Here is a 26,635-nt window from a genome sequence, read left to right on the forward strand (position 1 = left end):
GGGGCAACAATGGCCGGAGAAGTCCAGTTCGATCGCACGGATATACGTCTGTTGGCTGAAATCCAGCGGGATGGTCGCGCCACCAACGCCGAGCTGGCGACACGGGTGAACCTGTCGCCGTCGGCCTGCCTGCGCCGGCTGCAGCGGCTGGAAAGCGAAGGGGTGATCGTCGGTTACGGCGCGCGCCTGGAGCCCCGCCGTCTCGGCCTGGGCCTGCAGGCCTTCGTACGCGTGCAGCTGGAAAAGCATGACCAGGCCGCGATCGGGCACTTCGTCGACAGCGTGCAGGCCTGGGATGAAGTGGTCGCCTGCCACGCGCTGACCGGCGACATGGACTACCTGCTGCACGTCTATGTACGCGATCTGGAGCATTTCTCGCGCTTCCTGCTGGACCAGCTGCTGAATGCCGGTGGCGTGGCCGATGCCAATTCCAGCTTCGTGCTGCGTACGGTGAAGGGGTTCCAGGCCTTGCCGCTGTCCCAGCTGGAATGAACGGGCGGCGGTGATGTTTGACGGCGCGCGCTTGCTGGCCGAGCATCGTGGCCCGCGCTGGCCGTCAACACGCAGCCATCGCAGTGATTCTTCCTGGCTCCGGCATGTCTGATACCCCATCCCCAACGTCTTCCCTGGTGTTCCTTCCACTGCGCGAGCAGAGCCTGCTGCGGCACCTGAGCGAAGGCACGCCGCCGGACACGCCGCTGGAGCAGGCCGGCCTGCTGGTGGCGATGCTGTGCCGGCGCCAACGGCAACCGGCCACCGCGCTGCAACGGCTGCTGCACGATGCCTGCGTGCTGTTCGCCGCCGATGACGGCCACGCCGCGCGGACGCAGCTGGCGGCCGTGGCCGGGCAGGACGGGCGGGCGCTGGAAGCCTGGCTGGGTGTGCTGGCCGCGCAGGATGTGCTGCTGGCGCCGGACGAGGTAATGGACGCGGTGCTGGCCGCCTCGCCGGAGCGCTACCCCGGCGCGGACTTCCAGGACGCCTGCCTGGTCACCCTGGAACCTCACACCGTCCACTTTCCGGCGACCTCGCTGGCCGAGGGCGATGACGATGACGCCGCCGTTGACGAAGAGACCGCACGTGCCACCCAGCACAACGGCCTGTTCACTTCCGAACAGGCGCGGGTGCTGCGTGCGATCGCGGCCAATCCCGATGAACTGATCGACCTGGAAGGTTATGCCGGCACCGGCAAGGGCCATCTGGTGCTGGCGCTGCTGCAGGCGCGCCCGGGTCGCTACACCTACGTGGCGCCTGCGCGTGGGCAGGTGGAGGCGTTCCGCGCACGGCTGCCGGCCGATGCCGGCACGCGGCTGCTGACCCAGATCGAATTTGCCAACACGATTGCCCGGCATGCTGCCAGCCAGGGCCTGACCGGCGGCTTCGTGCCCACCTACCGGCAGAGCACGCTGAGCCTGCGCGAGGCCGCTGCACGCCTGGGCCTGCCCGCCATCGGCGTGCGCCGGCCGGACCAGGTGCTGATGATTGCCCTGGAAGCGATCAACCGTTGGTGTGCATCGTCGGCGCCGAAGCTGCAGGCCTGGCACTTCCAGCGCTCGCTGGCGGCGGCGCAGCTGGAGGCGACGCCGTACATTGCCGCAGCCGAGTTCGTGTGGCGCTGCATGTTCGATCCGGTGGTGCAGAAGGGCGGTTGCCTGCGCCTGGATGCCGGCCATATCGGCAAATGGCTGGCACTGCGTGGCGTGCCGCTGCCGGTTTCGTTGGGCATGGTGCTGGTGGATGAAGCGCACGACCTCAGCCCGGCATGGAAGCAGCTGCTGGCCACCCATGCACCTGGCGTGGTCAGCCTGGGCGATCCGCACCAACGGCTGAGCGGGCGCGTGCAGCGCTGGTCATCGGCCAAGGTGCTGGAGATGCACCAGTCGGTCCGCCAGGGGCGCCAGGTGGATGCACTGGTGAACCAGTCGCTGGCGCTCGACGACCTGGGCGAAGCGGCACCGTTCATGGGGGCCAGCGACCGTGCGACCGGCCTGCGCCGCTACGACGACTGGTCGGTGGTGCCCAGCAGCGGAGCGCGCCTGTATGGCAGCCTGTGGCGGATGCTGCTGGAAGCCAGTGAACTGCTTGCGCGTGGTGCGCGCGTGCACCTGCATCCGGCGTCGCGGCAGGTACTGCTGAAAGAAGTGCACGGGCCGATCGATGCCTGGCGCAGCGCTCGCGATGGTGGACCCGGGCAGCGCTGGGAGAGCTTTGTGCAGGCCTGTACCCGACGCGGTCAGGCCGATGTTCCTGCGCTGTTTGCCAGTGGATTCGATGCCGCCGCGTTGGACCGCCTGCTGTCGCAGCTGGTGGATGCGAACGAGGCCAGCATCGTGCTGTGCCTGGCCCAGCATGCCAAGAACCTGCAGTTCGACACGGTGTCGATGGCACCGTGCTGCTTCGACAGCGGCCACGATGCGCGCGCGCAGCACAGCCCTGTGCGTGCAGCCTACGTGGCGATCACCCGTGCCCGGCAGCAGCTGTGGCTGCCGGGGGACGCGATGGAACAGCTGCAGTTGAGTGCGCAGCGGCATGGGCAGGCCGTGGAAGAGCGGCGCCGCCAGCGACGCTTGGCCAGTGGCTATCCGCTGCCGCGGCGTTGATTGGTGTGACCCGCAGCACATGATGCTGTGGGGGGCAGGCGACCGAACTGCGACATGGCGTATCGTTGTCCATGTCTCACCGCAAGGATTGCAATGCACACACTCAGACCTCTGTTCGCCAGCATCGGCCTGATGACGGTGCTTGGCGGCTGCGTCCAGGCGGAGACGCCGCGCAAGCCCCCCAGGCTGTTGACGAACGAGCAGGGCTGTTCGATCACGATCGACAATCAGCCCATCAATGCCTATCAAACTCCTGCGCCAATCGAGCGTGCCTGCGTCGGCCCCTATCAGCTTGAGTTGCCGCAGAACTACTTCAGCACGCAGATGGGCCCGGAGCATGACGGCAGCTTCTCGCTGGCGCTGGAGTATCCGTCCCTGGAGCCGTTCAAGCCGGGAGAGCGGATGAATCTGAGCGTGGATGTTTCCGTACGCACTGTGAGAGTCAGCTATTCCTACATCAGTCGAATCACGGTGCAGCAAGCCATGCGCAACGTGCTGACGCCAAGTGAAAGTCGAAAGGATGATCCGGCGAAAACACTGGAGGATCGTACAGAGGGGAAAGCGGTTCATGGCCTCTCGCCGTACTACATCGACATGGAAAGAGTCCGCGCCTACCAACGTGCAAGAGGGCTTCCCGAAGCCGCACCGGTGATGAAGCCTGGATATCACTACGATTGGTTTGTGTCGCGTGATTCATCAGGTGAAATCAATCAGATCATCGAATGCACGCCACGCGAGATCACCGAATCTGGCGTGGAGTACCGCGATGGAAAAATGGTGAAGAAGCGCGTCACCGGATTCGCCGAATGCAAACAGTCCTTCGCCATCGAAGACTTGGGCATCATCGTCCGGGTGAACTATCCCCGCGAGGGATTGGCGAACTGGAAGCGCATTAGGGAGCGCACCCGCGCGCTGCTGATTGATAACGTCAGGGAGAGCAAAAGATGACCGCCGCCAGGGAAGGTTTGACGCAGAAGGAAATGGATGTCCTCGAAGCATACGCGGACGCGGGTAACCGTGAGCTCTACTTCAACTACCTTGCGCAGAAGCCGGGAAACGACGGCTACGGTCTGCTTGCATTGGGAGTTGTACGGAACGACAACGCCCCCGGCGCAACCGCAAACAGTTTCGCCGATCGCCAGGCGAGCCAAGACGGTATTCATTTCGATGAAGGCAAGTGGCAGGCATTCGGCGTCGAGTTGATCCAGCGCGATTTTGCTCTGCGTCGACAGCAGTTCGAGGATCAAAGGCCAGATCTGGCCTTGAATCTTCCTGTGGGCGATGTGCAGGCGGCTCACGATGAAGCCTTCAAAGCACGCGGCATCGACCCCTCTGCCTGGACCCCCTACAAGCTTCTGCAGGCCGCACGCGCGCACGGAGGTCGCGAGGAAGCCGAAGCCGTATGGACCATGCTGCTGGACAACAGGAATCTGGGCGTGGATCGAGCGCAGGACACCACCGCGCTGGTGCTTGGCAAGTACCGCGAACTGATCGACAACCCGGCAGGCTACCTGCAGGACATGGCCCTCGCGCGTGGTCCGCATGGGGTGAATCCCATCTCCAACCTCGACGCCGATCGGATCTCCCACCAGGGCGCGATGTACGTGCACGACAATGCCAGCGGCCACTGGCGCAGGGAAGTCGCGGTGCCGCTGCACGCGCCGGTCGTGCCGGTGCCGATCGGCAGGTTGCCGGTGGGCAGCCACGAGGTGACCGACCCACAGACGCTGCGCTATCTGGATGACGCACGCGAGGTGCGTCAGCTGCGCGAGGAACTGCGTGGGCAGTTCCAGCCGGATGATGTGAACAAGGGGCGGCCGATCATGGCCAGTCCCTTCGTGCTGAGTGATGCAACCTCGCCGCAGGTGCAGCCCGAACGGCAGCTGGCTGCGGCCGATCCCACCGCGCCTGGGCACGCCCGGCACGATCTCTACCAGCAGTGTGCAGCCGGCGTGCGCGGCGTCGACGCCGGGCTGGGCAAGCCGTGGGATGCGCAGAGCGAGTGCCTTGCGGCCAGCCTCACCACCCTGGCCGCCGGCAGTGACCTGCGACGGGTGGATCATGTGCTGGTGGGGCGCCCGCTGGCCGCTGCAGCAGAGGGACCGAATGTCTTCGTGGTGCAGGGCGAGCTTGCCGATCCCGCGCAGCTGCGCGCGCAGATGCCGCTCGCGCAGGCGTTGGCAACACCGGTGGAGCAATCCTTCCAGCAGCTGGCGGTGAACGACCTGCGCCAGGTGCAGGAGCAGTCGCTGCTGCGCGATCAGGAACAGCAGCTGCAGCAGGCTCGCAGCGCGCCAGCGATGGTCTGAGCCGGCGGGCTCATGCGCTCACGCGTGCGGACCGCTGGCCGCACGCGGAAGCCGCATCAGCTCAGCACTTTTCCTTGCGGCCCATCAGCTTGCCCAGGCGCGAGGGTTCATCGCACTTGGGTGCGGCCACAGGAGCCGGTGCCAGCGCGGCAGCACGTGCCTTCTGCAACTGCTGGATCTTGGCGCGGATCTGCGGCATCGCCGCCATCGCCGCTTTCTCGCCTTCCAGGATGGCCGTTCCACGCTGGCTGAAATCGGCCGCACCGATGTCCAGCACCTTCGGCCGGATCACGATGTCGGCACGTGCCAGTTCCTGCTCACCCAGGCGCTGGCCCATGATCGAGATCGACTGGTTGACGATGCCCAGCATGCCGGTCGGCGCCTTGCCGCTGGCCTTGCTGGAGATGTCCACGGCGATCACGAACTCGGCGCCGAGCTGGCGTGCGGCGTCGACCGGCACCGGGCTGACCACGCCGCCGTCGATGTAGTTGCGGCCACCGATCTTCACCGGCTCGAACACACCGGGAATGCTGCTGGAAGCACGGACGGCCTGGCCGACGTTGCCACGCACGAAGATCGAGCGTTCACCGGTTTCCAGCTGGGTTGCCACCGCGGCGAACGGCTTTTTCAGGCGTTCGGCCGGCCGGTTGGCGACCTGCTCGTTGACGTAGTCCTGCAACTTCTGGCCCTGCACCAGGCCGCCGGAGAACAGGCGCACGTCGCGGATGCTGGCTTCATCCAGCGCCACGGCCTTGCTCTGCATCTGGAAGGCGTCCATGCCGCTGGCATACAGGGCACCGACCACGCTGCCGGCGCTGGTGCCCGATACCACCACCGGCTCGAAACCGTTTGCCTCCAGCATCTTGATCACGCCGATGTGGGCAAAGCCCTTGGCCGCACCACCGCCCAGCGCGATGCCGATCTTCACCGGCTTGGCCTGCGGCACCAGCGTGGGCTGCGGCGGCGGGGTGGGGCGGACCTCTTCACCGCCGCAGCCGGCCAGCAGGCCGAGCAGGGCGACGGACAGCAGCACACGGGGGCGGAACAGGCTCATCGGCAGTGCGCTCGGGGCGCCGGATTCAGGAAAGGGCGCCAGCATACCGAAGGCGCAAAATTCGTGGGTAGCGCCGGGCCATGCCCGGCGGATGGTTCAGCTGCCGCTGTGCTCCCCGGGCATGGCCCCGCGCTACCGGTACGATGTGGGTCCAGTACGCCCCTCAGCCCCGCAGCGAACATTAGCCGCGGCGCTTGCCGCCCCCCTGCGGCGCGGCCATACACATGCGCCCGGCCAGGCGCGAGAACGGCAGGGATTGCAGCCAGACCTTGCCCGGTCCGGTCAGGGTGGCCAGGAACACGCCTTCGCCGCCGAACAGCATGCTCTTGATGCCCTTGACCCGGCGCACGTCCATATCCACGGTCGGGTGGTAGGCCACGATGCAGCCGGTATCCACATCCAGGCGTTCGCCTGCGGCCAGCTCACGCTCGACCACACAGCCGCCGGCATGGATGAACACCCAGCCGTCGCCCTCCAGCTTCTGCATGATGAAGCCCTCGCCGCCGAACAGGCCGGTCATGATCTTGCGCTGGAACTGCACTCCGATCTGGACCCCGCGTGCGCCGGCCAGGAAGCTGTCCTTCTGGCACACCAGGCGACCGCCGTGCTGGTCCAGCTTCATGGCCAGTACGGTACCGGGGTAGGGCGCAGCGAAGGCGACCGTGCCGCGGCCCGCGCCGGTCTGGGTGTAGACCGTGGCAAACAGGCTTTCGCCGGTCAGCACGCGCTTGCCGGCCGCCATCACCTTGTCCATGAAGCCACCATCCTGGCCGCCGCGTGCGCCGCCGCCGAACACGCTTTCCATCTGCACCGACGCATCCTTGAACATCAACGCGCCGGCTTCGGCCACCGCACCTTCGCCCGGGTCCAGCTCAATCTCCACGAACTGCATCTCATGGCCGACGATGCGGAACTCGATGGTGTCTGCGCGGCCACTGGCGCGACCGGCCTGCGCCGCAGCAGGCGCGCGCGCTGCGCCTGCCGAGGGCATCGGTGGCGGGCTCGGCTGGCCGGTCGGCCCGCCGCGCAGGTCGGCCACTTCGGCCACCGGCGTCCAGCCGCTCATGCCCTGGCACCAGGCCAGCGCGCCCGGATGGGCCTGCGCATGGGCGCGTGCGGCCGTATCGTCGAGCGGGCCGACGCGCTCAGCCTGGCCGGGGGCATGGAAGTACCACTGGGTCATTGCAGCAGGTCCGTCGCTGGGAAAACCCGAGTCTAGCGGCAGCATCGGGGCATGAACGAAGCGGCCATGAACGGGCGGCATTTGCGGGCGAGGTGCTGTATTGCAACAATTATCTGGTAGCGCCGTTTTACCACCCCTCCAAACACAGCCTACCGCCATGTCCCCGACCCGTACTTCCCGTGGCCGCCTTCCGGTCGCGCGCCCCCTCGTTGTCGCTCTTTCCGCCCTGCTGCCGCTGGTAGCCGCCGCCCAGGAAACCCCCGCTGCCAAAGACCCGGTCGCCCTCGACGCCCTGCAGGTCACCGCGCAGCGTCGTGTCGAGAACGCCAAGGACGTGCCGGTCGCCATCAGTGCGATCCAGGGCGAGAAGCTCGATGTGCTCGGCTCTGCAGGCGATGACATCCGCTTCCTTGCCGCGCGCGTGCCCAGCCTCAACATCGAGTCGTCCTACGGCCGTGCCTTCCCGCGCTTCTACATCCGTGGCCTGGGCAATACCGATTTCGACCTCAATGCCTCGCAGCCGGTGTCGCTGGTGTACGACGACGTGGTGCAGGAAAGCCCGCTGCTGAAGGGCTTCCCGCTGTTCGACCTGGCAGGCGTGGAAGTGCTGCGCGGCCCGCAGGGCACCCTGTTCGGCCGCAACACCCCGGCCGGCGTGGTCAAGTTCGATTCGGCGCGTCCCTCGCAGGATGCTGACGGTTACGTGCGCGTGGGCTACGGCAGCTACAACAGCTGGAACGTGCAGGGCGCCTACGGCGGTCCGCTGACCGACCGCTGGTCCGCACGCGTGTCGGCCATCTACCAGCGCCGCGACGACTGGGTCGACAACACCCATGCCGGTGCGCCCAACAGCGGTTTTGAAGGCTATGACGAAGCCGCCGGCCGCGTGCAGTTCCTGTACGAAGGCGATGACTTCGAAGCGCTGTTCAACCTGCACAAGCGCAAGCTCAACGGTACCGCCCGCCTGTTCCGCGCCAACATCATCGAAAAGGGTGGCAATTCACTGGTCGAGAACTTCGACCGCGACAAGGTCGCCAACGATGGCGTGAATTTCTCCGACCTGGAAACCTGGGGCGGCAGCGCACGCCTGCAGTGGAATCTCGGTTCGGTGACCCTGCACTCGATCACCGGCTATGAAACCGCCGAATCGCTCAACCGCGGCGACATCGACGGTGGCTACGGTGCCGCCTTCCTGGGCGCGGGCAATTCCGGCCCGGGCCTGATCCCGTTCTCTTCCGAGTCGGCCGACGGCCTGCCGCACCACCGCCAGTGGACCCAGGAATTCCGCGTGGAATCCAACGAATGGGGCCGTTTCGACTGGCAGGCCGGCGTCTTCTACTTCGATGAAGACGTGACCATCAACAACTTCAACTACGACTCGCTGGCGCCGGGCAACCCGCAGACCGGCCACGTGGTGCAGAACCAGCGCAACAAGGCCTGGGCGGTGTTCGCCTCCGGTGACTTCGATGTGACCGATCGCTTCAAGCTGCGTGCCGGCGTGCGTTACACCCAGGACAAGAAGGACTTCAACGCCAGCGTGCTGCAGGCCGTGCCGTTCGGTACCCCGGTCAGTGGCCCGTATGTGGCCAACACCGACGTCAACGACGTCAGCTGGGATGTCAGTGGCGTGTACAAGCTGACCGACAACGTGAATGCCTACGCCCGCGTGGCCAAGGGCTTCCGTGCGCCGTCGATCCAGGGCCGCCTGGCCTTCGCGCCGGGCCTGTCGCAGGCCGATTCGGAGAAGGTGATCTCCTACGAGGCCGGCATCAAGGCCGACCTGTTCGAACGCCGTGCGCGCCTGGGCCTGAGCGTGTTCCGCTACGACGTTGACGGCCAGCAGCTGATCGCCGTGGGTGGCACCAACAACACCGCCACCCTGCTCAACGCCGACAAGACCATCGGCCAGGGTGTCGAGCTGGACCTGGAAGCCTACCTGGCCGACAACGTGCTGCTGACCTTCGGCAGCAGCTACAACGACACCGAGATCAAGGAAAAGAACCTGGCGGTGGCGATCTGTGGCGGCGGCTGCACCATCACCGACCCGACCACGATCATCAACGGCGGCACCTACGCCCTGGTGAACGGCAATCCGCTGCCGCAGGCGCCGAAGTGGATCCACAACGCCACCCTGCGCGTCGGCTTCCCGCTCAGCGATGGCAGCGAGCTGTACGCCTACACCGACTGGGCCTACCGCAGCGCGGTGAACTTCTTCATCTACGAGTCGCCGGAGTTCCGCGGTCGCAGCTCGCTGGAAGGCGGCCTGCGCCTGGGCTACAACTGGGATTACGGCCAGTACGACGTGGCGGTGTTCGGCCGCAACCTGACCAACCAGACCCGCGTGGTCGGTGCGATCGATTTCAACAACCTGACCGGCTTCCTCAACGAGCCGCGTACCTGGGGCGTGGAGTTCACCGCGAAGTTCTGATGCGGTTGATCGCGTGATGCAATGAAGAAGGGCCGGCGTAATGCCGGCCCTTCTGCGTTCGGCGTCCGCCGGGCATGGAACGGCGCTACCGGGTTCGACGCGTGGGTAGCGCCGGGCCATGCCCGGCAAGCGCAGCGGCGATGGCTTACAGCGCGCTCTGCGGGCGCACCTTCAGCACCGCGTTCTCGGTGCTGCAGTCGCGGCTGGAATGCAGGCCGGCCCTGCGCGCCGCAGCGATCTCTTTGCGTGCGGCCAGCAGATCCTTGTTGAACGCCGCGTTGTCGTGCAGGCGGGCCACGGCGGCGGCGCCCATGAAGCGGCCTTCGAGAATGTCGCTCTGCCAGTGCACGTTGCATACCAGGCGGCTCTCGCCGTAGTTGCGGCCGCGGGCCTGGATGGCATCAGCGCGGTCCGGGGCGATCTCCGACAGGATCAACGCCCAGGCCCAGCCGATGGAGGTGTGGCCGGACGGGTAGGAGCCGTTCTTGCGCAGGCCTTCCTCATCCTGCGGCGAGCAGGTCGGTTCACCATTGACCATGAACGGACGGGGCCGCTGGTACTGGTTCTTGGCGGCCTTGGTGGCGGCGCTGGCGTCGATCCGGCTGCGCTCCAGCAGGCGGTACAGGGCGGGGGTCTTCACTGCATCGACGTCGATGTCGATGGCGCAGGAGAAGTGATTGGCGCCCTGCGGGAAGCCGAGGTCGGCGTCCACGCCGGCCTGGACGAAGCGGGGGCTGCCGCGCAGCGCGCGTGCCTCGCGGCTGACCTGCTCATCCAGTGCGAAGGCAGCCGAACCGGCGGCCGGTGGCGCAGGCACCAGGTCGATGCTGGCCGGCACCGCTGTCTTTTCCAGGTAGCCCACGGCCTTGGTGGTGATGTTGGCTTCGACGGCGGTGGGCTTGGCCGGCGTGGCGGCGCAGCCGGCCAGTGCAACGGCGACGGCGATGCCGAGCAGCGGGCGGGTGGGAAGGGGAATCGGGAACATGGGCGGGCTCAAGGCAGGAAAACTCGCCAGCAATGATCGCAGCCCCGATCCGCAGCCGCAGCGTCCATCGGTCATACGGCCAGACCCGGCATGGTCGACCGAAGGCTTCCAGGACCGTCGTGCAGTGTCGGCAATATCCTGAATCCGGGCGCAGCGCACGGACTTTCACGCGCTGTCGCAGTGAGCATCCAAGCACAGCCGGGCCGGGGGGATCCGCTGACGAGGGAGAGACGCGATGCGCAGCACCGCAACAGGAAGTACCGTGCTGGCCCTGCTGTTGGGGCTGGCGATGCAACCGGCGCAGGCCGCCGAGGTCTACGGCGTGGCCTTCGTACACGGCACCGGCGCGCAGACCAATGCCACCCAGGACTACTGGCAGCCCGCCATCATCGACACCGTGCGCCAGGGCCTGCCCAACAGCAGCAACTACGTGGTCATCAACTGCGACTTCACCCAGTACATGTGGAAGCCGGAGGCCGCCGGCTGCCTGGCCAACCAGCTGACCGGCTTCATCGACAGCCGTGGCATCACCCAGCTGGTGGTGATCACCCATTCCAACGGCGGCAACGTGATGCGCTGGATCCTGTCCAACCCGACCTACGACAGCCGCTATCCGAAGATCATCAGCCGGGTGCGCAAGGTCACCGCGCTGGCACCGTCCTCGGCGGGTACGCCGCTGGCCGATGCCGTGCTCAACGGCAACACGTTTGAAACCTCGCTGGGCTGGCTGCTGGGCTACAAGAACGATGCGGTGCGCATGCAGCAGGTCGGCCACATGGCGACCTACAACGCGCAGAACCTGTACGGCACGGCGGGTCGTCCGGCGTTGCCAAAGCCCTTCCGCGCGATGGTCGGCAGCGATGTCGAATCGGCGGTGTGGGACAGCAACAGCTACTGCGGCGGGTATGCCGCCAACGTCGGCCTGGAATTCACCCAGAACTGGTTGTCGTCCTGCTCCGATGGCTTCCTGGAATGCAGCAGCCAGAAGGCGGCCGGCACAGTGTGGTTCACCGACAAGGCGCGCACCCAGGGCGCCGAGCCGCTCAGCCACAACCAGAGCCGCCGCGAGTGCTTCGGTCTGGGCACCCTCCTGCGCAACGACCTGACCCAGTAAGGGAGAACACGATGACCCGTTCGATCCATTCCACCCTGCTGGCTGCCGCCGTGCTGGCGGTGCTTTCCACCGCGCCGCTGCAGGCCGCGCAGCCACTGCAGGTCGCCGCTGCCGGCGACCAGATACCGGCGGCGCTGGTTGCCGCCCCCCTGCCTGCCGAGCAAAGCGAGCGCGCGCCGTTGGCCTTTGCCTGGGCGTTGGACCCGGCGCAGCCACTGCAGACCCCAGGCCCCCAGGCGGCCGTCAGCCGCAGCTACTGGCAGCAGGTGGATGCGGCGCAGCTGCAGCGCGGCCTGGACCTGCCGCTGACCGCCGCCGACGCCGTGATCCAGATCAGCCCGGCCGCCGGTGCACAGGTGTTGCCGGCCAGCGCACTGCAGGTGCGCGATCCGGCCGGAAACAGCAGTGTTGCGCGCAGTGTCGATGCCCGCCAGCTGCAGGCTGCCGGCATGCCGGTTACCGATGGCAGCAGCATGCTGCGCACCGGCGCCAGCAGCGTGCCAGGTGCCTATCGGTTGCAGAGCGCGCAGGCGAAAGGGCGCTATGTGGTGCAGGTGCTGGAGCCCAACAGCCCGCTGCGGATGGAAGTGCAGGCCAGCCAGGCGCAGGTGCTGGCCGGTGGCAGCCTGCAGGTACAGGCGCGGTTGCTGGAAGACGGTGCCAGTGCGGCGGCGTTGCGTACACGCCGTGGCAGCCTCGGCGGTGAAGCGCTGCTGGTCGCACCCGACGGCCGCAGCTGGCCGCAGCGCCTGCTGCGCACCACCGATGGCAGCCTGCGCGCGCAGGTACGCATTCCGGCGGAGGCCAGCAACGCACAGGGCCTGTGGGAACTGCAGGTATTTGCCCAGGCCGAGGGGGTGCTGCGTGATGGCAAGGTCGCCTTTGCCGTCGCCCGACCCACGGCCCGCTTCATCGGCCAGGCCACCCCGGATCCGGCCAGTCGCCAGGTCAGCCTGCCGCTGCAGGTGGCCGCTGCCGGTCGCTACGAGGCGCGCGGTACGTTGTATGCCACCGCCGCCAATGGCCAGTTGCAGCCGGTAGCACAGGCGCATGCGGCGGCATGGTTCGAAGGCCCGGGTCGCGGTGAGCTGGTGCTGCCGTTCAACCAGGCCGCGCTGCCGGCCGGCTTCGGCGCACCCTACGAACTGCGTGACCTGCAACTGCAGGACCAGAGCCGGATGGCACCGATCGAATCGCGCGCGCTGGCACTACGGTTCTGAGGGAAGGTGTGGTGGGCCGGAACATCCGGCCCGCTGCATTGCTTCCTGTTGAGCCGAGCCCATGCTCGGCGGCCGTTTGCCGTGATCAGGAGCAGCCGAGCGTGAGCTCGGCTCTGCAGTGGCGTGTCGTCACCCCGCGTACGCGGTCAGCCGACCTTCCTGCTCGACCACCGTGATCGAACCACCGAACACCGCCGACAGCGGCTCATCGCGCAGCAGCTCCGCGCGCGCGCCATCGGCCAGAACGCGGCCGTCGCGCAGCAGCACCACCCGTTCGATCTCGGGAATCACTTCCTCGATGTGGTGGGTGACCAGCACCAGGGTGATGCCCTGCTGCGCCAGCACACGCATGGTGGCGATCAACTGCTGGCGGGCCACCAGGTCCAGCCCGGTGGAAGGTTCATCGAGCAACAGTGCCTGCGGTCGGTTGACCAGTGCACGGGCGATCAGCACGCGGCGGGTCTCACCGGCCGACAGCTCGGCGTAGGCACGCCCACGCAGGGCCTGGGCCCCTGTCATGGCCAGGGTCTCGCCAACGCGCGCAAGCATGTCGGCGGTGACTTCGCGGAACGCCGGCACCACGTAGCTTGCGAAGAAGCCTGACAGCACGGCTTGTTCCACGGTCAGCCCCGGCATGTCGGACAGGTTGCTGCTGAGGTCGCCGGTGACGATGCCCAGCTGCGAGCGCAGCCGGTCCACCTGCCAGCGGTTCTGCCCCAGCACCTTCACCGCCACCCGGCCATCGGCCTGTGCCAACGGATACAGCTCGCGGGTGATCAGCTTGATGAAGGTCGACTTGCCGCAGCCATTGGGGCCCAGCAGAGCGGTGTGCTGGCCCTGCGCGATGCGCAGGCTGAGGCCGTGCAGGACCTTCACCTGGCCGCGCATCACGCTGGCCTGGTCCAGTTCGATCAATGGCGGCTCGCTCCGGGCGGGCAGGGCAGGGTCTACGGCGCGGGTGCGCGGATCAAGGCTCGACAACACGGTTCCCCAACTGTGAACGAAGCCACGGAATGGCGCGGCCAATCCAGCGGTGCAGGGTGCAGTTTGCAACGCAAGCGCCCATCATGTCTGCCACCCTGCGTCGATCTGGAGAGCCGTCATGTCCGATGTCCTGATCTCCCTGCTGAGCGGTGGCGTGCTGGGCCTGGGCTGGTGGCAGCTGGCGCTGGTGCTGCTGGTCTTCACCCAGCTGACGATCTTCTCGGTCACCCTCTACCTGCACCGCAGCCAGGCCCACCGGGGCGTGGACTTCCACCCGGCGGTCGCGCATTTCTTCCGCTTCTGGACCTGGCTGACCACTTCGATGATCACCAAGGAGTGGGTGGCCATCCATCGCAAGCATCATGCAAAGGTGGAAACCGAGGATGACCCGCACAGCCCGGTCACCCGCGGCATCGGCCAGGTGTTCTGGCGTGGTGTGGAGCTGTACCGCGAAGCCCGTGGCCTGCGCGCGGACATCGAGCAGTACGGCCGCGGCACCCCGGAGGATGCGATCGAGCGTCGGCTGTACACCCCGTATGCCACCTTCGGCCCGGTCCTGCTGTTTGCCATCAACACGGTGTTGTTCGGCCTGCCGGGCGTGGCGCTGTGGGCGATCCAGATGGCCTGGATTCCGTTCTGGGCCGCCGGTGTGGTCAACGGCCTGGGCCACTGGTGGGGCTATCGCAACTACGAGTCGGCCGACACCTCCACCAACCTGACCCCGTGGGGCGTGTGGATCGGTGGCGAAGAACTGCACAACAACCATCATGCCTTCCCCAGCTCGGCACGCTTTGCGATGCGCCGCTGGGAATTCGATATTGGCTGGAGCGCCATCCGGCTGCTGCAGATGCTGCGCCTGGCCAAGGTACTGCGCGTGGCGCCGGCCATGGACGTGCGGCCCAACATCGCCGTGCCCGACGCGGACACCCTGAAAGCCCTGCTGTCGCACCGCTTCCAGGCCATGACCGATTACCAGCGCAACGTGTTCATGCCGGCACTGCGCGAAGAGGCCCGGCTGGCCGGCGCCAAGCTGCGCCGCATGCTGCCGCGGCGGTTGCGCCGTGGCCTGGTCAACGACGGTCGTTGGCTGAAGCCGGACAGTCGTGCCCAGCTCAGTGACTGGGTTGCGCAGCGCCCGCGCATCCGGGTTCTGGTGGAATACCGTGCGCGCCTGGCGACGCTGCTGGAGGCGCGTGGCCACGATGCCGCCGAGCGCCTGCGGCACCTGCAGGCCTGGTGCCGCGAAGCCGAGGAAAGCGGCATCGCCGCACTGCAGGCCTATGCCGCGCGGCTGAAGGGCTACACGCTGGTGGGTGCATGAAGGCAGCCAGCGCGGCACTGCTGGCCCTGCTGGTGGCACCGGCCGCCCTGGCCCAGGTCAGCGACACCGCCAGCTATCTGCAGCGCATGGACAGCGACGGTGACGGCAAGGTCAGCGAAGCTGAGTACGTGCAGTGGATGCTGTACGCCTTCGATCGCATGGACCGCAACAGCGACGGTGTGCTGAGCGCTGACGAACTGCCCGGCGGCAAGGGCAGGGCGATCACCCGCGAGCAGCAGCGGCAGGTGATCGTGCAGCGCTTCCACAAGCAGGATGCCAACGGTGATGGCTTCCTGGATGCGCGCGAACTGTCGGCGCCGCCGCGCTGACGTGGGGCGGCCGCGCGGCCGCCCGGGCTAAAGTTTCCGACTGCACGGCCGATGCTGTGCACGACTCGATCCCGGCGCGCCGGTCGATCAGCAGAGACAGTGCGGGCTTGGCATGTCGACCGTGAGGGAACGCGGTCGTGGGGACATGGAGGTTGAAGCAGTGCCGTTGCGATGATCGATGCCTGTTGGGGTCGCCCGTGCTGGCCTGACCGATGCCCTAGGACCCCCCATGAAAGCAAATCCTGCCCTTCTCACTGCCACCCTGCTTGGCGGCCTCGTGTTCGCCGCACCGGCGCTGGCCGATGAACCGGCGGCCGCGGTGACCGCCGCCTCCGAGCCGCAGCAGGCTGCCGACGCCGCGACGGTGGCACCGGCGCCCGCCTGGGAACACCGGGTTCCGACCAGCACCAAGCTGGAGACCAATGCCGACGGCCAGCCGATCGGTGACCGCGCGCTGCGCCTGGTACAACGCTCCACGACGGGCAAGGTCGTGGCGGCACAGGCGGCCGTATCGCTGTTTGCCGGTGTCATCGGTGGCCGCGGCTTCAGCAAGGATCAGTTGAAGGGTACCCGTGTGGACACCGTGCCGAATCCGGCCTTCAGTTCGATGGAGCAGCAGGCACGCGCGGCCCTGGCGGCGTACTTCAGCACCCATCCTGGCGCCATCCCCGAGCAGTCGCGGCCTGTCCAGGTCACCGTGGGTGACTTCACCCTGATCTACAAGGAACTCGGCAACGCCGAGACCGAATACGAGCTGCGCCAGAACGTGGATCTGGGCTTCCCGTACCGGCGCAAGCTGCCGACCATGCGCCTGACCGGTGGCGAAGGCGCACATTGCCGCATTGCCGAGCCGGTGTCGGCGTCGCTGGAAGCGTGGCAGGCCGACGACTACGCCCTGGTCAGGCAGACCGCCGAGCGCTACGCCGAAGCCTGCGTGGCCAGCTTTGTGGAGACGCTCCCCACATTGTTTCCCGACACCGCCCCGGTAGCCATCCAGGCACCCGCTGAAGGCCAGGAAGCCTGACGCCCCGCGTGACCGCGGCCAGGCCGGGCGCGGTCACGTCTGCGCATGGGCCGGGGCGCTAGAATCAGCGCATGCCCGAACTGCCCGAAGTAGAAACCACCCGTCGCGGCCTGGCGCCGCACCTGCAGGGGCGCCGCGTGCATGGGGTGATCCTGCGCCGCGCCGACCTGCGCTGGCCGATCCCGCCGGAAGTGGCCGGGCAGCTGCCTGGCCAGCGCATCGAAGCGGTGCGCCGCCGTGCCAAGTACCTGTTGCTGGATACCGCCGCAGGCAGTGCCGTGCTGCACCTGGGCATGTCCGGCAGCCTGCGCGTGCTGCCGGGTGACACGCCGCTGCGCGCGCATGACCACGTCGACATCAGCCTGGACAACGGCCGTCTGCTGCGCTTCAACGACCCGCGCCGCTTCGGCAGCCTGCTCTGGCAGCCGGCCGGCGAGATCCATCCGCTGCTGCAGGGGCTGGGCCCGGAACCGCTGGACGACGCCTTCGACGGCAATTACCTGTTCGCGCGCAGCCGTGGCCGCAGCGCGCCGGTGAAGACCTTCCTGATGGACCAGGCCGTGGTGGTCGGCGTGGGCAACATCTACGCGGCCGAAAGCCTGTTCAAGGCCGGCATCAGCCCGCTGCGCGAGGCCGGCAAGGTGTCGCGCGAACGCTACCAGCGGCTGGCCACGGCGGTGAAGGAAACGCTGGACTACGCCATCACCCGTGGCGGTACCACCCTGCGCGATTTCATCAGCCCCGATGGTGCCCCCGGCTACTTCGAGCAGGAGCTGCTGGTCTATGGCCGCGATGGCCTGCCCTGCCCATCCTGTGGCCGCGTGCTGAAGCACGCCACCATCGGCCAGCGCGCCAGCGTCTGGTGCAGCCACTGCCAGCGCTGAACGTCTTCATGCGCTGCACACCGGCAGCGCTATAGTCCAGCCAACATCCGCTGCGGGGGCGTTGGCGATGGATGAGGGACCGGATATCACCGTCTGGCTGGACGCTGCGCGCAGCGGCGACCGCGGTGCGCTCGACCGCGTGCTCACCACCCTGTACCAGGAACTGCACAGCATGGCCCGGCGACAGCTGGCCGGGCAGCAGGGGCGCACGCTGGATGCAACCTCGCTGGTGCACGAGTCCTACCTGAAACTGCTCGGCAGCCGGGGTGCGGCGCGCTTTGAAGACCGCGCGCACTTCTTCGCCTACGCCGCCTCGGCAATGCGCAGCGTGGTCGTGGACTATGCGCGCAACCGCTTGGCGCGCAAGCGCGGCGGCGATCTGAAGCGGGTCGCCGAGATTCCCGAGAACAGCAGCAGCGGCGTGCGCCTGGACGAAGACCTGCTGGCGCTGGACGTGGCCCTGGAGCGCCTGCAGGCCGTGGACGCGCATCTGGCACGGGTGGTGGAACTGCGCTACTTCGCAGGTCTTTCCGAACTGGAGATCGCTGAGCTGAGCCAACGCTCGGAACGCAGCATCCGCCGCGACTGGCAGAAGGCCCGGTTGTTCCTGCTGGCCGCGATGCGCAGCGACTGAGCCGGGCACCGAGCACACCGATGGACGCCGCCCGCTGGCAGCAACTGTCGTCCTGGCTGGACCAGTTGCTGGAACTGGCCCCGGCAGCGCGCCAGTTGCGCCTGCAGCGGCTGAGTGCGCAGGACCCGACCTTGGGCGAGGAGCTGCGGCACCTGCTGCAGCAGGAAGCGGACAGCCATGACTTCATGGCCCAGCCGCTGTGGACCGCACCGCCACCGGGTCGCGCCGGCAGTGAAGTCGGCCCCTACCGGCTGCTGCGCCCCCTGGGTGAAGGGGGCATGGGCGAGGTGTGGCTGGCAGAGCGCTGCGACGGCCTCTACCAGCGCCAGGTCGCGCTGAAGCTGCTTCGCAGCGGCGTTGCCGATCCCGGCCTGCGCCAGCGCTTCGGCCGTGAGCGGCAGATCCTGGCCCGTCTCCAGCATCCGCATCTGGCCCAGTTGCTGGATGCGGGCGTGGACCAGCACGGGCAACCCTACCTGGCACTGGATTATGTGGAAGGCGAACCGATCAGCGACTACTGCCGGCGCCTGCAGCCGCCGCTGGAAACGCGCCTGCAGCTGATGCTGCAGGTCTGTGCGGTGGTCAGCCATGCGCATGCCAACCTGGTCGTGCACCGCGACCTGAAGCCGTCCAACATCCTGGTGCGCGCCGATGGCACGGTGAAGCTGCTCGACTTCGGCATCGCCAAGCTGCTCGACCACGAGGATGCGAACACGGCACATCCGGCGACTGAAATCCGCGCCTTCACCCTGCACTACGCGGCACCCGAGCAGGTCCGTGGCGAAGCGATGACCACCCTGACCGATGTCTATTCGCTGGGCGTGGTGCTGTTCGAGGTGGTCACCGGGCACAAACCCTACCGCCTGCGCCGGCACAGCGATGCCGAATGGGAACGTTCGATCCTGGACGTACAGGCACCGCGCGCGTCGGCGCTGCTGAAGCGCCTGGCAGCCGAGCCGGGGGCTCCCCGGCGCGCCTTGCAGCGGCAGGCACGGCGGTTGCGGGGCGATCTGGACGTACTGCTGGAGAAGGCCCTGCAGAAGGATCCCGCGCAGCGCTACGCCTCGGCCGAAGCGTTGGCTGGCGATCTTCGCCGCCACCTGCAGGGGCAGCCGATACTGGCGCGGCCCCCGGGCGTTGGCTACCGGATGCGCAAGTACGTAGGCCGCCACCGCTGGGGTGTGGCACTGGTCACGGTATCGGTGCTGGCACTGCTGCTGGCCACCTCCACCGCCCTGTGGCAGGCACGTCAGGCGCGGGTGGAAATGGCACGTGCACAGGCCATGCAGGATTTCACCGTCGGCCTGTTCGACAAGGCGGCCAGCCAGCGTCACGGGCATTTCGATGTGCCACAGCTGCTGGCCACCGGGCAGCAGCGTGGCGAAGCCGAGCTGGCCGATCAGCCGCTGGCGCTGGCCGAACTGGAAGGCGTGATCGGCCGCCTGCGCATCGGCCTGGGGGATTACCAGCTCGCCCTGCAGACCCTGGACCGGCAACGCCAGCTGCTGCAGCAGGTCGGGCAGGTGCCGCCGGCCCTGCAGATCGAAGCGGTGACCCAACGCGCGCGCGCGCTGCGCATGCTGGGGCGTGACCGTGACTGCCTGGCCCACCTGCAGCCAGTGCAGGCCCTGGCCGCCAGCGAAGCTGCGGCCCTGCCGGCGGCAGTTGCCGAGTTCCACAGTCAGCTCGGCCGCTGCCAGGCCCAGCTGGGCAATGGCGATGCTGCGCGGCTCGCCTTCCAGCAGGCGTTGGCCCTGCGCCACCAGGGCATCGTCGAGCGCTTCGGCCGCGCCGAATCACTGGCCGACCTGGCGGCCCTGGATGCAACGGCCGGGCGCCTGCCAGCGGCGCTGGCCGGCTATCGGCAGGCGCTGGCACTGCTGGGCCAGCCCGCCGACGCGCGCAGCCCGCAGGTGATCAGCCTGCATCGCCAGCTGGGTGACGTGCTGGCCCGGCAGGGCAACACGCAGGCCGCTGCGGCCGAACTGGAACTGGCCTGGCAGGCGGCGCAGGAAGCGTGGGGACCGCGCCATCCCGAGGCGCTGGTGGTCCGCCGTGCACGGGCCCTGCTGGCCCTGCAGCGGGGCCAGCGCGCGCTGGCCGGGCAGGAACTGCGGCAGGTGCAGGCGCAGCTGCTGGGTGCGCTGGGGCCGCGCCACCGCGAGATCGGCCACGGTGAATTCGCGCTGGGCAAATGGGCCAGCGCCAGCGGCGATCCACTGGCGGCTGCCGCGCACTACGCCCGCGCAGCGGAGATCTGGCGCCAGCCCGACCACGTTGCATTGCTGCCGCAGGCCCTGCTGGCGCAGGGCGATGCCCTGCAGGCAGCAGGCCAGGTTGCCGCGGCGCGCAGTGTCCTGGCCGAAGCGCGGCAGCTGCTGCTGGCCCAGCGGGGGCCGCGGGCGCCGGTCCTGCGTGACCTGGACGCGCGGCTGGCTGCACTGGCGCAGGCTGAACAGCCGATTGATTCCACCGCTGCCCGTTAACGTTTGTCTGCCTATGATGGCCGACCTTCCCCTTGCTTCCGCGCCTGCATGCAACGACGCGATTTCCTCCGCAATGCCTCCCTGGCCCTGGCCGCCTTCGGCCTGCCGTCACTGCCGGCCTGTGCGGCCAGCAAGAACGGCCAGCTCGGCCTGCGCCGGCTGGGCCAGCCGCAGCCGTTCGATTTCGCCACGCTCAAGGGCCAGGCGCGCGCGCTGTCCCAGGCGCCCTACAAGAGCCACAAGCGGGTACTGCCAGGGCGCCTGGAGGCGCTGGACTGGGACCAGTACCAGTCCATCGGCTATCGCCAGGACCATGCCCTGTGGGCCGACCAGCCCGGAAAATTCCAGGCCAAGTTCTTCCACCTGGGCCTGTACTTCCATTCGCCGGTGCGCATGTTCGATGTGGTCGATGGCAAGGCGCAGGAGCTGGCCTATGACGGCGCCGCGTTCAATTACGGCAAGAGTGGCCTGAAGAACGGCGAGCTGCCGGCCGACCTCGGTTTTGCCGGCTTCCGCCTCAACACCCGCAAGGATACCGATCGCGATTTTGCCGCGTTCCTCGGCGCCAGCTACTTCCGCGCGGTGGGCAAGGAAGGCCAGTACGGGCAGTCCGCGCGTGGCCTGGCCATCGATACCGGCATGGGCAAGCCGGAAGAATTCCCCGACTTCATCGCCTACTACCTGGAACAGCCGGCCGCCGATTCGGACACGATCATCGTCTATGCGCTGCTGGATTCGCCCAGCGTGGCCGGCGCCTACCGCTTCGCGGTCACCAACGGCGATGTGCTGCTGATGGACATCGACAGCGCGCTGTACCCGCGCACGACCATCGAGCGGCTGGGCATCGCCCCGTGCACCAGCATGTACCAGGTGGGCGAGAACGATCGCCGCATGGGCTGGGACTGGCGCCCGGAGATCCACGATACCGATGGCCTGTCACTGTGGACCGGTGCCGGCGAATGGATCTGGCGCCCGCTGTGCAACCCGCGCAACCTGCGCTTCAACATGTTCGTCGATCGCAACCCGCGCGGTTTCGGCCTGCTGCAGCGTGACCGCAACTTCGACCACTACCAGGACGACGGCGTGTTCTACGAGAAGCGCCCGTGCCTGTGGGTGGAACCCAAGGGCGAGTGGGGCGAAGGTTCGGTGCAGCTGGTGGAGATTCCCACCGTCGATGAAACCTTCGACAACATCGTGGCGTTCTGGAACCCGAAGGAAAAGCCGCAGCCGGGCCAGGAACTGCTGGTCGGCTATCGTCTGTACTGGGGCGCGCAGCCACCGGCGCATACGCCGCTGGCCCATTGCGTGGCCAGCCGTACCGGCCTGGGTGGGGTGATCGGCAAGAAGCGCGAGTATTTCTCCTGGCGCTTCGCGGTCGATTTCGAAGGCGGCGAACTGGCCAGCCTGATCGACAAGGGCGAGGTGGAAGCGGTGGTTGAAACCAGCCGTGGCCGGGTCGAGATCGTATCGGCGCGACCGCTGCGCGAGATCAAGGGCTACCGCGCGATGTTCGACCTGGTACCGCCGGACGGCAGCACCGACCAGATCGACATCCGCCTGTACCTGCGCAGTGGTGGCAAGACCCTGACCGAGACCTGGCTGTACCAGTACAGCCCGCCGCCGGCCGGCGCGCCGGAGCGCACGCTGTACTGAACCGATGCGGTGCGGTGCCGGCTACACGCCGGCACCGTCGTTTCAGGGCTTGCCGTCGGTGGCGTGCGACTGGGTCGGCACGCCCACTTCCACCGTGCCCCGGCGGATCTTCATCCAGGTTTCGTCCTGCCAGCGCTCGTACTGCTTCGGGTCCCAGTACTTGGGGTCGTACAGGCGGTCGGCCTTGATGGTGCGTGAGATTCCGCCGTCCATGTACACGATGTCGACGTTGTTGGACATCGAGCCGACGCGGCTGCCGGTCATCTCGCGGCGCCCCTTCCTGAGCACTTCGGCCATGCGCGGGCGCGCGACCTCGTCGCCATACTCGGCGCGCAGCGCGCTCACCTGCGCACGCGCCGCATCATGCTGCTCCAGCGGCAGCGTGGCCCAGTACTCGTTGCGCAGCTCGACGAACAACGGGTAGCCACGTTCGGCCGCGACCTCCATCCAGGCGTAGGCCATGACCGGATTGCGTGGCTGCTGCACGCCGTACCAGTACATCTCGCCGAGGTAGCCCTGGGCTGGCTTGTCGGCATACCGCGCAGCCAGCCGGAAGTTGTCCATCGCGCCGTTGACATCGTTGCGTCGCAGGGCATTGACACCCCATTGCCGGTACATCATGTCCGGGTGGCTGTCCATGAATCCGGCGCCCATTACCGTCGCATCGTCTTCACCGGACGGGCGCTCGGCCGCGGTGGCCAGCAGGGGCAGGAACAGCAGCGGCAGCAGCAGGAGGGCGGGACGCATGTCGGACTTCCAGTTCGGCAGCAGGGGAGCCGCAGCCTAGGCGCGACAGCGCGCGCTTGTAAACCGCTGGAGGTCACGGCGCACCGGCGCAACCCCTTACAACGGCAGCGGTGCCTGCGCCGGGTCGATCCGCCCTTCGCCGCGGGTGATCTTCTTGAACTCGGCGCGGCTGACCGACACGTAGCGGTCGTTGCCGCCGATCTCCACCTGCGGGCCGTCCTGCACGGCATGCCCATGCGCGTCCACACGCACGGTCATGGTCGCCTTCTTGCCGCTGTGGCAGATGGTCTTGATCTCCTGCATCTCGTCGGCCCAGGCCAGCAGGTACTGGCTGCCTTCGAACAGCTCGCCGCGGAAATCGGTGCGCAGGCCATAGCACAGCACCGGAATGCGCAGCTGGTCGACCACCTCGCTGAGCTGCCAGACCTGGGCGCGGCTGAGGAACTGCGCCTCGTCCACCAGCACGCAGCCCAGCGGGCCGTTGGCCTGCAGGTCCTGCGCGACCCATTGCTGCAGGTCGGTGTCACCTTCGAAGGCCATGCCCTCGGCGCGCAGGCCGATCCGCGAGGCGACCACGCCGGCGCCGGCCCGGTCGTCCAGGCGCGGGGTAAGGATGGCCACCCGCATGCCGCGCTCGCGGTAGTTGTGCGCGCTCTGCAGCAGGGTGGTGGTCTTGCCGGCGTTCATCGCCGAATAGTAGAAATAGAGCTTGGCCATCGGCCGATTGTACGCCGCCGTCCGGCGCCGGCCGAGGCTGTTCAGCAAGCCCACCGGCCAGTGGCTGTGGCCGCCATCAACGCCCGCTACAATCCCCACCCAATGCACGGTCTCAATCCCCCCCAAGCCGCCGCCGTCCTGCACATCGAAGGACCGCTGCTGGTGCTCGCTGGTGCCGGCAGCGGCAAGACGCGCGTGATCGTGGAAAAGATCGCGCACCTGATCGGCTGCGGCCGCTACCCGGCCCGCCGCATCGCCGCGATCACCTTCACCAACAAGTCGGCCAAGGAAATGCGCGAGCGCGTGGCCAAGCGCCTGCGCGAGCAGGATGCTGACGAAGTCACCATCTGCACCTTCCATGCGCTGGGCCTGAAGTTCCTGCAGATCGAGCATGCGGCGGTTGGCCTCAAGCGCGGTTTCTCGATCTTCGATGCCGATGATGCCGCAGCGCAGATCAAGGATCTGATGTACGGCGCCAAGCCCGACGACATCGAGGACATGAAGAACCTGGTGTCGCGTGCGAAGAACGCCGGGCTGTCGCCGGAACAGGCGATGGCCGCCGCGCGCAGCAACCGCGAGAAGGAAGCGGCCGGCATCTACGAGCGCTACCAGCTGCGCCTGAGCGCCTTCAACGCCGTCGATTTCGACGACCTGATCCGGTTGCCGGTGCAGATCCTGGAAGAAAACCCGGAGATCGCGCTGGCCTGGCGCGAACGCATCGGCTACCTGCTGGTGGACGAATGCCAGGACACCAACGATGCGCAGTACCGCCTGCTCAAGCAGCTGGCCGGTGACAAGGGCAATTTCACCTGCGTGGGTGATGATGACCAGTCGATCTACGCCTGGCGCGGTGCCAATCCGGAAAACCTGCAGCAGATGGGCCGCGATTACCCGGCGCTGGAAATCATCAAGCTCGAGCAGAACTACCGCTGCTCCAACCGCGTGCTGCGCGCGGCCAACGCGCTGATCGCCAACAACCCGCACGAGCATCTGAAGAAGCTGTGGAGCGACCAGGCCGACGGCGAGCGCATCCGCGTGTGGGAATGCCGCAACAGCGAACACGAAGCGGAGAAGGTCGCTGCCGAGATCGCCTTCGTCGCGCAGACGCGCAAGGTGCCGTGGAGCGATTTCTGCATCCTGTTCCGTGGCAATTTCCAGTCGCGTCCGCTGGAAAAGGCGATGCAGCTGCTGCGCATTCCCTACCACCTGACCGGTGGCACCATGTTCCTGGAACGCCAGGAAGTGAAGGACACGCTGGCCTGGCTGCGGCTGCTGGTGAACCCGGACGACGACACCGCGTTCCTGCGTGCGGTGCAATCGCCAAAACGTGAAGTCGGTGCCGGCACCCTGGCAAAGCTGGCCGAACTGGCCTCGGAAAAGGACATGCCGATGGCGCAGGCCGCCGAGGCGATCGGTGCGCTGCAGCAGTTGCCGCCACGTGCGGCCAACAGCCTGGCGCGCTTCACCGATATCCTGCGCGACCTGCGTGCGCAGACCCGGCAGATTTCCTCCGGCGACATGATCCGCAAGGTGGCCAAGGAATCCGGCCTGCTCAGCGAACTGCGCCAGCAGGCCAAGGAAGAAGCCAGCTACCAGCGCCGTGCCAACAACATCGAAGAACTCGCGCAGTGGTTCGAAGGTGGCCCGCGTGGCGCCACCGCGGCCGATCTGGCGGGTCAGCTGGCGCTGCTGTCGCGCAGCGACAAGGACGAAGGCGGCAACCAGGTGCGGATGATGACCATGCATGCCTCCAAGGGCCTGGAATTCCCGTACGTGTTCATCGTCGGCTGCGAGGACGGCGTACTGCCGCACCAGGTCAGCCTGGACGAGGGCAACCTGCAGGAAGAGCGGCGCCTGCTGTACGTGGGCATCACCCGTGCCAAGATCCAGCTGTGGATGAGCTACAGCAAGCTGACGCGCAAGTTCGGTGAGCATGTGCGGCTCAAGCCCAGCCGGTTCTTCGAGGAGATACCGGCCGAGGAGATCCAGCGCGACGGTGCCGACCCGGTGGCCGATGCGGTGCGCAAGAAAGAGCGCGCGACGGCGGGGTTGGCGGCGATCGAGGCATTGTTCGACTAAGGCGCTCCAGCGGCGCCGCCCCTCCGTGGTGGAGGCGGCAGTGTCTGGGATCTGGCCGGGTGGATGGGCTGCGCAGGGGGCGCTGCAAGTACGTCCCTGTAAGCTCGGTCGCCGCATCCATGCGGCTCACGCCCCTGCGCAGCCCATCCACCCGGCCTCTGACAGTTTTCGGGCGCGTCCTCCCACGGCAATGCAAAGAAAATCAAATTCAACAGCCGGGGGCTGGGGCACAATCAGGCTTTCTGCTGGAGGTCTGCGCATGCATCCCATCGAAAGCGAACGCCTGCGCCTGCGCGCGATTGAACCCGACCGTGATGCGGCGCCGATGCTGGCGCTGCTCAACGATCCGGGCTTCGTGCGCTTCATCGGTGACCGCAATGTGCGCAGCGAGGAACAGGCGCGCGAGTACATCGCCCTGCGCGTGCTGCACAGTTATGCGTTGAATGGCTTTGGCATGTACGCGATCGAGCGGTTGTCCGATGGGGCCTGGCTGGGCAATGCAGGACTGGTGCGCCGCGATGGCCTGCCGGCGCCGGACATCGGCTACGCCGTGCTGTCGGACTTCGCCGGGCAGGGCTATGCCGGCGAGGCGTCACGCGCGGTGTTCAACCATGCGCGCACCGTGTTGGGCGTGCAGGACCTGTATGGCATTACCGATCTGGACAACGTGGTGTCCGGGAAGATCCTGCTGGGCCTGGGCATGCAGGAACGCGGGGTGATCCAGTTGCCGGGTATCGACAGCCCCAGCCGCCTATACGCCACGCTCGGCGCGGCCGAGGTTTGATCGTGGTGGGTGGCGCCCGCCCGGTGGGGCCCGGTTAAAACTCAGCACCAACCACCCCCGCCCCCCCCAGGCCGGTATATAACGTGCCGGCTGGCCCGAC

At 67.5% G+C, this 26,635-nt stretch carries 22 protein-coding genes; 16 read left to right on the plus strand and 6 right to left on the minus strand.

The features are described from left to right. Positions 1–9 precede the first annotated feature (9 nt). The 4 genes from ACVOLJ_RS15190 (at position 10) to ACVOLJ_RS15205 (ending at position 4,909) form a co-directional block, all read left to right on the plus strand. Positions 10–492 (plus strand): Lrp/AsnC family transcriptional regulator, encoded by a 483-nt coding sequence (locus ACVOLJ_RS15190; protein ID WP_475281071.1) that lies wholly within the window; start codon positions 10–12, stop codon positions 490–492. 104 nt (positions 493–596) lie between these two features. Beyond that, positions 597–2,600 (plus strand): hypothetical protein, encoded by a 2,004-nt coding sequence (locus tag ACVOLJ_RS15195; RefSeq protein ID WP_475281072.1) that lies wholly within the window; start codon positions 597–599, stop codon positions 2,598–2,600. A 93-nt stretch (positions 2,601–2,693) separates the two neighbouring features. Then, positions 2,694–3,548 carry a hypothetical protein gene (locus ACVOLJ_RS15200; protein WP_481564476.1) on the plus strand — a complete coding sequence of 285 codons (855 nt, stop codon included), beginning with the start codon at positions 2,694–2,696 and terminating at the stop codon, positions 3,546–3,548. After that, a complete protein-coding gene (locus ACVOLJ_RS15205) occupies positions 3,545–4,909 on the plus strand; it encodes an XVIPCD domain-containing protein (RefSeq protein ID WP_481564477.1) in 1,365 nt (454 codons plus the stop codon). Before ACVOLJ_RS15200 ends, ACVOLJ_RS15205 begins: the two co-directional genes overlap by 4 nt. Before the next feature lie 61 nt (positions 4,910–4,970). Here the strand turns inward: ACVOLJ_RS15205 and ACVOLJ_RS15210 are convergent, their stop codons facing one another. Beyond that, complete coding sequence (locus tag ACVOLJ_RS15210; RefSeq protein WP_475281076.1) at positions 4,971–5,963, minus strand: patatin-like phospholipase family protein; 993 nt, start codon at positions 5,961–5,963, stop codon at positions 4,971–4,973. A gap of 181 nt (positions 5,964–6,144) precedes the next feature. Continuing rightward, positions 6,145–7,146, minus strand: a complete 1,002-nt coding sequence (locus ACVOLJ_RS15215; RefSeq protein ID WP_481564478.1) for a TIGR00266 family protein — start codon at positions 7,144–7,146, stop codon at positions 6,145–6,147. A 157-nt stretch (positions 7,147–7,303) separates the two neighbouring features. Between ACVOLJ_RS15215 and ACVOLJ_RS15220 the strand changes: the two genes are divergently transcribed. After that, positions 7,304–9,574: a TonB-dependent receptor gene (locus ACVOLJ_RS15220; RefSeq protein WP_481564479.1), complete on the plus strand. Its 2,271-nt coding sequence runs from the start codon at positions 7,304–7,306 to the stop codon at positions 9,572–9,574. Positions 9,575–9,719: 145 nt separating this feature from the next. Here ACVOLJ_RS15220 and ACVOLJ_RS15225 read toward each other — a convergent pair whose 3' ends face one another. Further along, positions 9,720–10,559 carry an acid phosphatase gene (locus tag ACVOLJ_RS15225; protein WP_481564480.1) on the minus strand — a complete coding sequence of 280 codons (840 nt, stop codon included), beginning with the start codon at positions 10,557–10,559 and terminating at the stop codon, positions 9,720–9,722. Between the two features lie 235 nt (positions 10,560–10,794). Between ACVOLJ_RS15225 and ACVOLJ_RS15230 the strand changes: the two genes are divergently transcribed. Together ACVOLJ_RS15230 and ACVOLJ_RS15235 are read left to right on the plus strand one after the other, a co-directional pair. Beyond that, positions 10,795–11,673, plus strand: coding sequence for a hypothetical protein (locus tag ACVOLJ_RS15230; protein WP_475281080.1), 879 nt, complete (start codon positions 10,795–10,797; stop codon positions 11,671–11,673). Positions 11,674–11,684: 11 nt separating this feature from the next. Next, the gene (locus ACVOLJ_RS15235; protein ID WP_475281081.1) at positions 11,685–12,893 is read left to right on the plus strand and encodes a DUF4785 domain-containing protein; all 1,209 of its coding nucleotides are present in this window, start codon (positions 11,685–11,687) and stop codon (positions 12,891–12,893) included. A 129-nt stretch (positions 12,894–13,022) separates the two neighbouring features. On the opposite strand, the gene ACVOLJ_RS15240 is transcribed toward ACVOLJ_RS15235, so the two are convergent. Then, the gene (locus ACVOLJ_RS15240; protein WP_481564484.1) at positions 13,023–13,781 is read right to left on the minus strand and encodes an ABC transporter ATP-binding protein; all 759 of its coding nucleotides are present in this window, start codon (positions 13,779–13,781) and stop codon (positions 13,023–13,025) included. Between the two features lie 214 nt (positions 13,782–13,995). On the opposite strand from ACVOLJ_RS15240, the gene ACVOLJ_RS15245 reads away from it, so the two are divergent. The 7 genes from ACVOLJ_RS15245 (at position 13,996) to ACVOLJ_RS15275 (ending at position 22,208) form a co-directional block, all read left to right on the plus strand. Next, positions 13,996–15,198 carry a DesA family fatty acid desaturase gene (locus ACVOLJ_RS15245; protein ID WP_475281082.1) on the plus strand — a complete coding sequence of 401 codons (1,203 nt, stop codon included), beginning with the start codon at positions 13,996–13,998 and terminating at the stop codon, positions 15,196–15,198. Further along, positions 15,195–15,527 (plus strand): EF-hand domain-containing protein, encoded by a 333-nt coding sequence (locus ACVOLJ_RS15250; RefSeq protein ID WP_475281083.1) that lies wholly within the window; start codon positions 15,195–15,197, stop codon positions 15,525–15,527. The genes ACVOLJ_RS15245 and ACVOLJ_RS15250 overlap by 4 nt, the downstream gene beginning before the upstream one ends. Positions 15,528–15,756: 229 nt before the next feature. Further along, positions 15,757–16,551 (plus strand): hypothetical protein, encoded by a 795-nt coding sequence (locus ACVOLJ_RS15255; protein WP_475281084.1) that lies wholly within the window; start codon positions 15,757–15,759, stop codon positions 16,549–16,551. Positions 16,552–16,622: 71 nt separating this feature from the next. After that, positions 16,623–17,435, plus strand: a complete 813-nt coding sequence (gene mutM / locus ACVOLJ_RS15260; protein ID WP_481564481.1) for a bifunctional DNA-formamidopyrimidine glycosylase/DNA-(apurinic or apyrimidinic site) lyase — start codon at positions 16,623–16,625, stop codon at positions 17,433–17,435. Positions 17,436–17,502: 67 nt separating this feature from the next. Continuing rightward, complete coding sequence (locus tag ACVOLJ_RS15265; protein WP_475281086.1) at positions 17,503–18,069, plus strand: ECF-type sigma factor; 567 nt, start codon at positions 17,503–17,505, stop codon at positions 18,067–18,069. A 20-nt stretch (positions 18,070–18,089) separates the two neighbouring features. After that, the gene (locus tag ACVOLJ_RS15270) at positions 18,090–20,555 is read left to right on the plus strand and encodes a serine/threonine-protein kinase (RefSeq protein WP_475281087.1); all 2,466 of its coding nucleotides are present in this window, start codon (positions 18,090–18,092) and stop codon (positions 20,553–20,555) included. A 48-nt stretch (positions 20,556–20,603) separates the two neighbouring features. Next, positions 20,604–22,208 carry an OpgD/OpgG family glucan biosynthesis protein gene (locus ACVOLJ_RS15275; RefSeq protein WP_475281088.1) on the plus strand — a complete coding sequence of 535 codons (1,605 nt, stop codon included), beginning with the start codon at positions 20,604–20,606 and terminating at the stop codon, positions 22,206–22,208. 42 nt (positions 22,209–22,250) lie between these two features. On the opposite strand, the gene ACVOLJ_RS15280 is transcribed toward ACVOLJ_RS15275, so the two are convergent. Next, on the minus strand, positions 22,251–22,955 hold the full coding sequence (locus ACVOLJ_RS15280; protein ID WP_475281089.1) for a sel1 repeat family protein: 705 nt from the start codon (positions 22,953–22,955) through the stop codon (positions 22,251–22,253). Between the two features lie 96 nt (positions 22,956–23,051). Then, positions 23,052–23,672, minus strand: coding sequence for a thymidine kinase (locus ACVOLJ_RS15285; RefSeq protein WP_475281090.1), 621 nt, complete (start codon positions 23,670–23,672; stop codon positions 23,052–23,054). Positions 23,673–23,774: 102 nt separating this feature from the next. Between ACVOLJ_RS15285 and ACVOLJ_RS15290 the strand changes: the two genes are divergently transcribed. Then, positions 23,775–25,751 carry a UvrD-helicase domain-containing protein gene (locus tag ACVOLJ_RS15290; protein ID WP_475281091.1) on the plus strand — a complete coding sequence of 659 codons (1,977 nt, stop codon included), beginning with the start codon at positions 23,775–23,777 and terminating at the stop codon, positions 25,749–25,751. 259 nt (positions 25,752–26,010) lie between these two features. Continuing rightward, positions 26,011–26,535: a GNAT family N-acetyltransferase gene (locus tag ACVOLJ_RS15295; protein ID WP_481564482.1), complete on the plus strand. Its 525-nt coding sequence runs from the start codon at positions 26,011–26,013 to the stop codon at positions 26,533–26,535. The last annotated feature ends 100 nt before the right edge of the window (positions 26,536–26,635 follow it).

Source organism: Stenotrophomonas sp. STEN046 (genome assembly GCF_056759755.1).

Bases quoted from the DNA above. Each gene is read 5' to 3' on its own strand.
- ACVOLJ_RS15255 (WP_475281084.1), top strand. From the start codon at position 15,757: ATGAAAGCAAATCCTGCCCTTCTCACTGCCACCCTGCTTGGCGGCCTC.
- ACVOLJ_RS15295 (WP_481564482.1), top strand. From the start codon at position 26,011: ATGCATCCCATCGAAAGCGAACGCCTGCGCCTGCGCGCGATTGAACCC.
- ACVOLJ_RS15290 (WP_475281091.1), top strand. From the start codon at position 23,775: ATGCACGGTCTCAATCCCCCCCAAGCCGCCGCCGTCCTGCACATCGAA.
- ACVOLJ_RS15200 (WP_481564476.1), top strand. From the start codon at position 2,694: ATGCACACACTCAGACCTCTGTTCGCCAGCATCGGCCTGATGACGGTG.
- ACVOLJ_RS15195 (WP_475281072.1), top strand. From the start codon at position 597: ATGTCTGATACCCCATCCCCAACGTCTTCCCTGGTGTTCCTTCCACTG.
- ACVOLJ_RS15265 (WP_475281086.1), top strand. From the start codon at position 17,503: ATGGATGAGGGACCGGATATCACCGTCTGGCTGGACGCTGCGCGCAGC.
- ACVOLJ_RS15205 (WP_481564477.1), top strand. From the start codon at position 3,545: ATGACCGCCGCCAGGGAAGGTTTGACGCAGAAGGAAATGGATGTCCTC.
- ACVOLJ_RS15270 (WP_475281087.1), top strand. From the start codon at position 18,090: ATGGACGCCGCCCGCTGGCAGCAACTGTCGTCCTGGCTGGACCAGTTG.
- ACVOLJ_RS15285 (WP_475281090.1), bottom strand. From the start codon at position 23,672: ATGGCCAAGCTCTATTTCTACTATTCGGCGATGAACGCCGGCAAGACC.
- ACVOLJ_RS15210 (WP_475281076.1), bottom strand. From the start codon at position 5,963: ATGAGCCTGTTCCGCCCCCGTGTGCTGCTGTCCGTCGCCCTGCTCGGC.
- ACVOLJ_RS15250 (WP_475281083.1), top strand. From the start codon at position 15,195: ATGAAGGCAGCCAGCGCGGCACTGCTGGCCCTGCTGGTGGCACCGGCC.
- ACVOLJ_RS15275 (WP_475281088.1), top strand. From the start codon at position 20,604: ATGCAACGACGCGATTTCCTCCGCAATGCCTCCCTGGCCCTGGCCGCC.
- ACVOLJ_RS15280 (WP_475281089.1), bottom strand. From the start codon at position 22,955: ATGCGTCCCGCCCTCCTGCTGCTGCCGCTGCTGTTCCTGCCCCTGCTG.
- ACVOLJ_RS15240 (WP_481564484.1), bottom strand. From the start codon at position 13,781: ATGCGCGGCCAGGTGAAGGTCCTGCACGGCCTCAGCCTGCGCATCGCG.
- ACVOLJ_RS15225 (WP_481564480.1), bottom strand. From the start codon at position 10,559: ATGTTCCCGATTCCCCTTCCCACCCGCCCGCTGCTCGGCATCGCCGTC.
- ACVOLJ_RS15220 (WP_481564479.1), top strand. From the start codon at position 7,304: ATGTCCCCGACCCGTACTTCCCGTGGCCGCCTTCCGGTCGCGCGCCCC.
- ACVOLJ_RS15230 (WP_475281080.1), top strand. From the start codon at position 10,795: ATGCGCAGCACCGCAACAGGAAGTACCGTGCTGGCCCTGCTGTTGGGG.
- ACVOLJ_RS15235 (WP_475281081.1), top strand. From the start codon at position 11,685: ATGACCCGTTCGATCCATTCCACCCTGCTGGCTGCCGCCGTGCTGGCG.
- ACVOLJ_RS15245 (WP_475281082.1), top strand. From the start codon at position 13,996: ATGTCCGATGTCCTGATCTCCCTGCTGAGCGGTGGCGTGCTGGGCCTG.
- mutM (WP_481564481.1), top strand. From the start codon at position 16,623: ATGCCCGAACTGCCCGAAGTAGAAACCACCCGTCGCGGCCTGGCGCCG.
- ACVOLJ_RS15215 (WP_481564478.1), bottom strand. From the start codon at position 7,146: ATGACCCAGTGGTACTTCCATGCCCCCGGCCAGGCTGAGCGCGTCGGC.
- ACVOLJ_RS15190 (WP_475281071.1), top strand. From the start codon at position 10: ATGGCCGGAGAAGTCCAGTTCGATCGCACGGATATACGTCTGTTGGCT.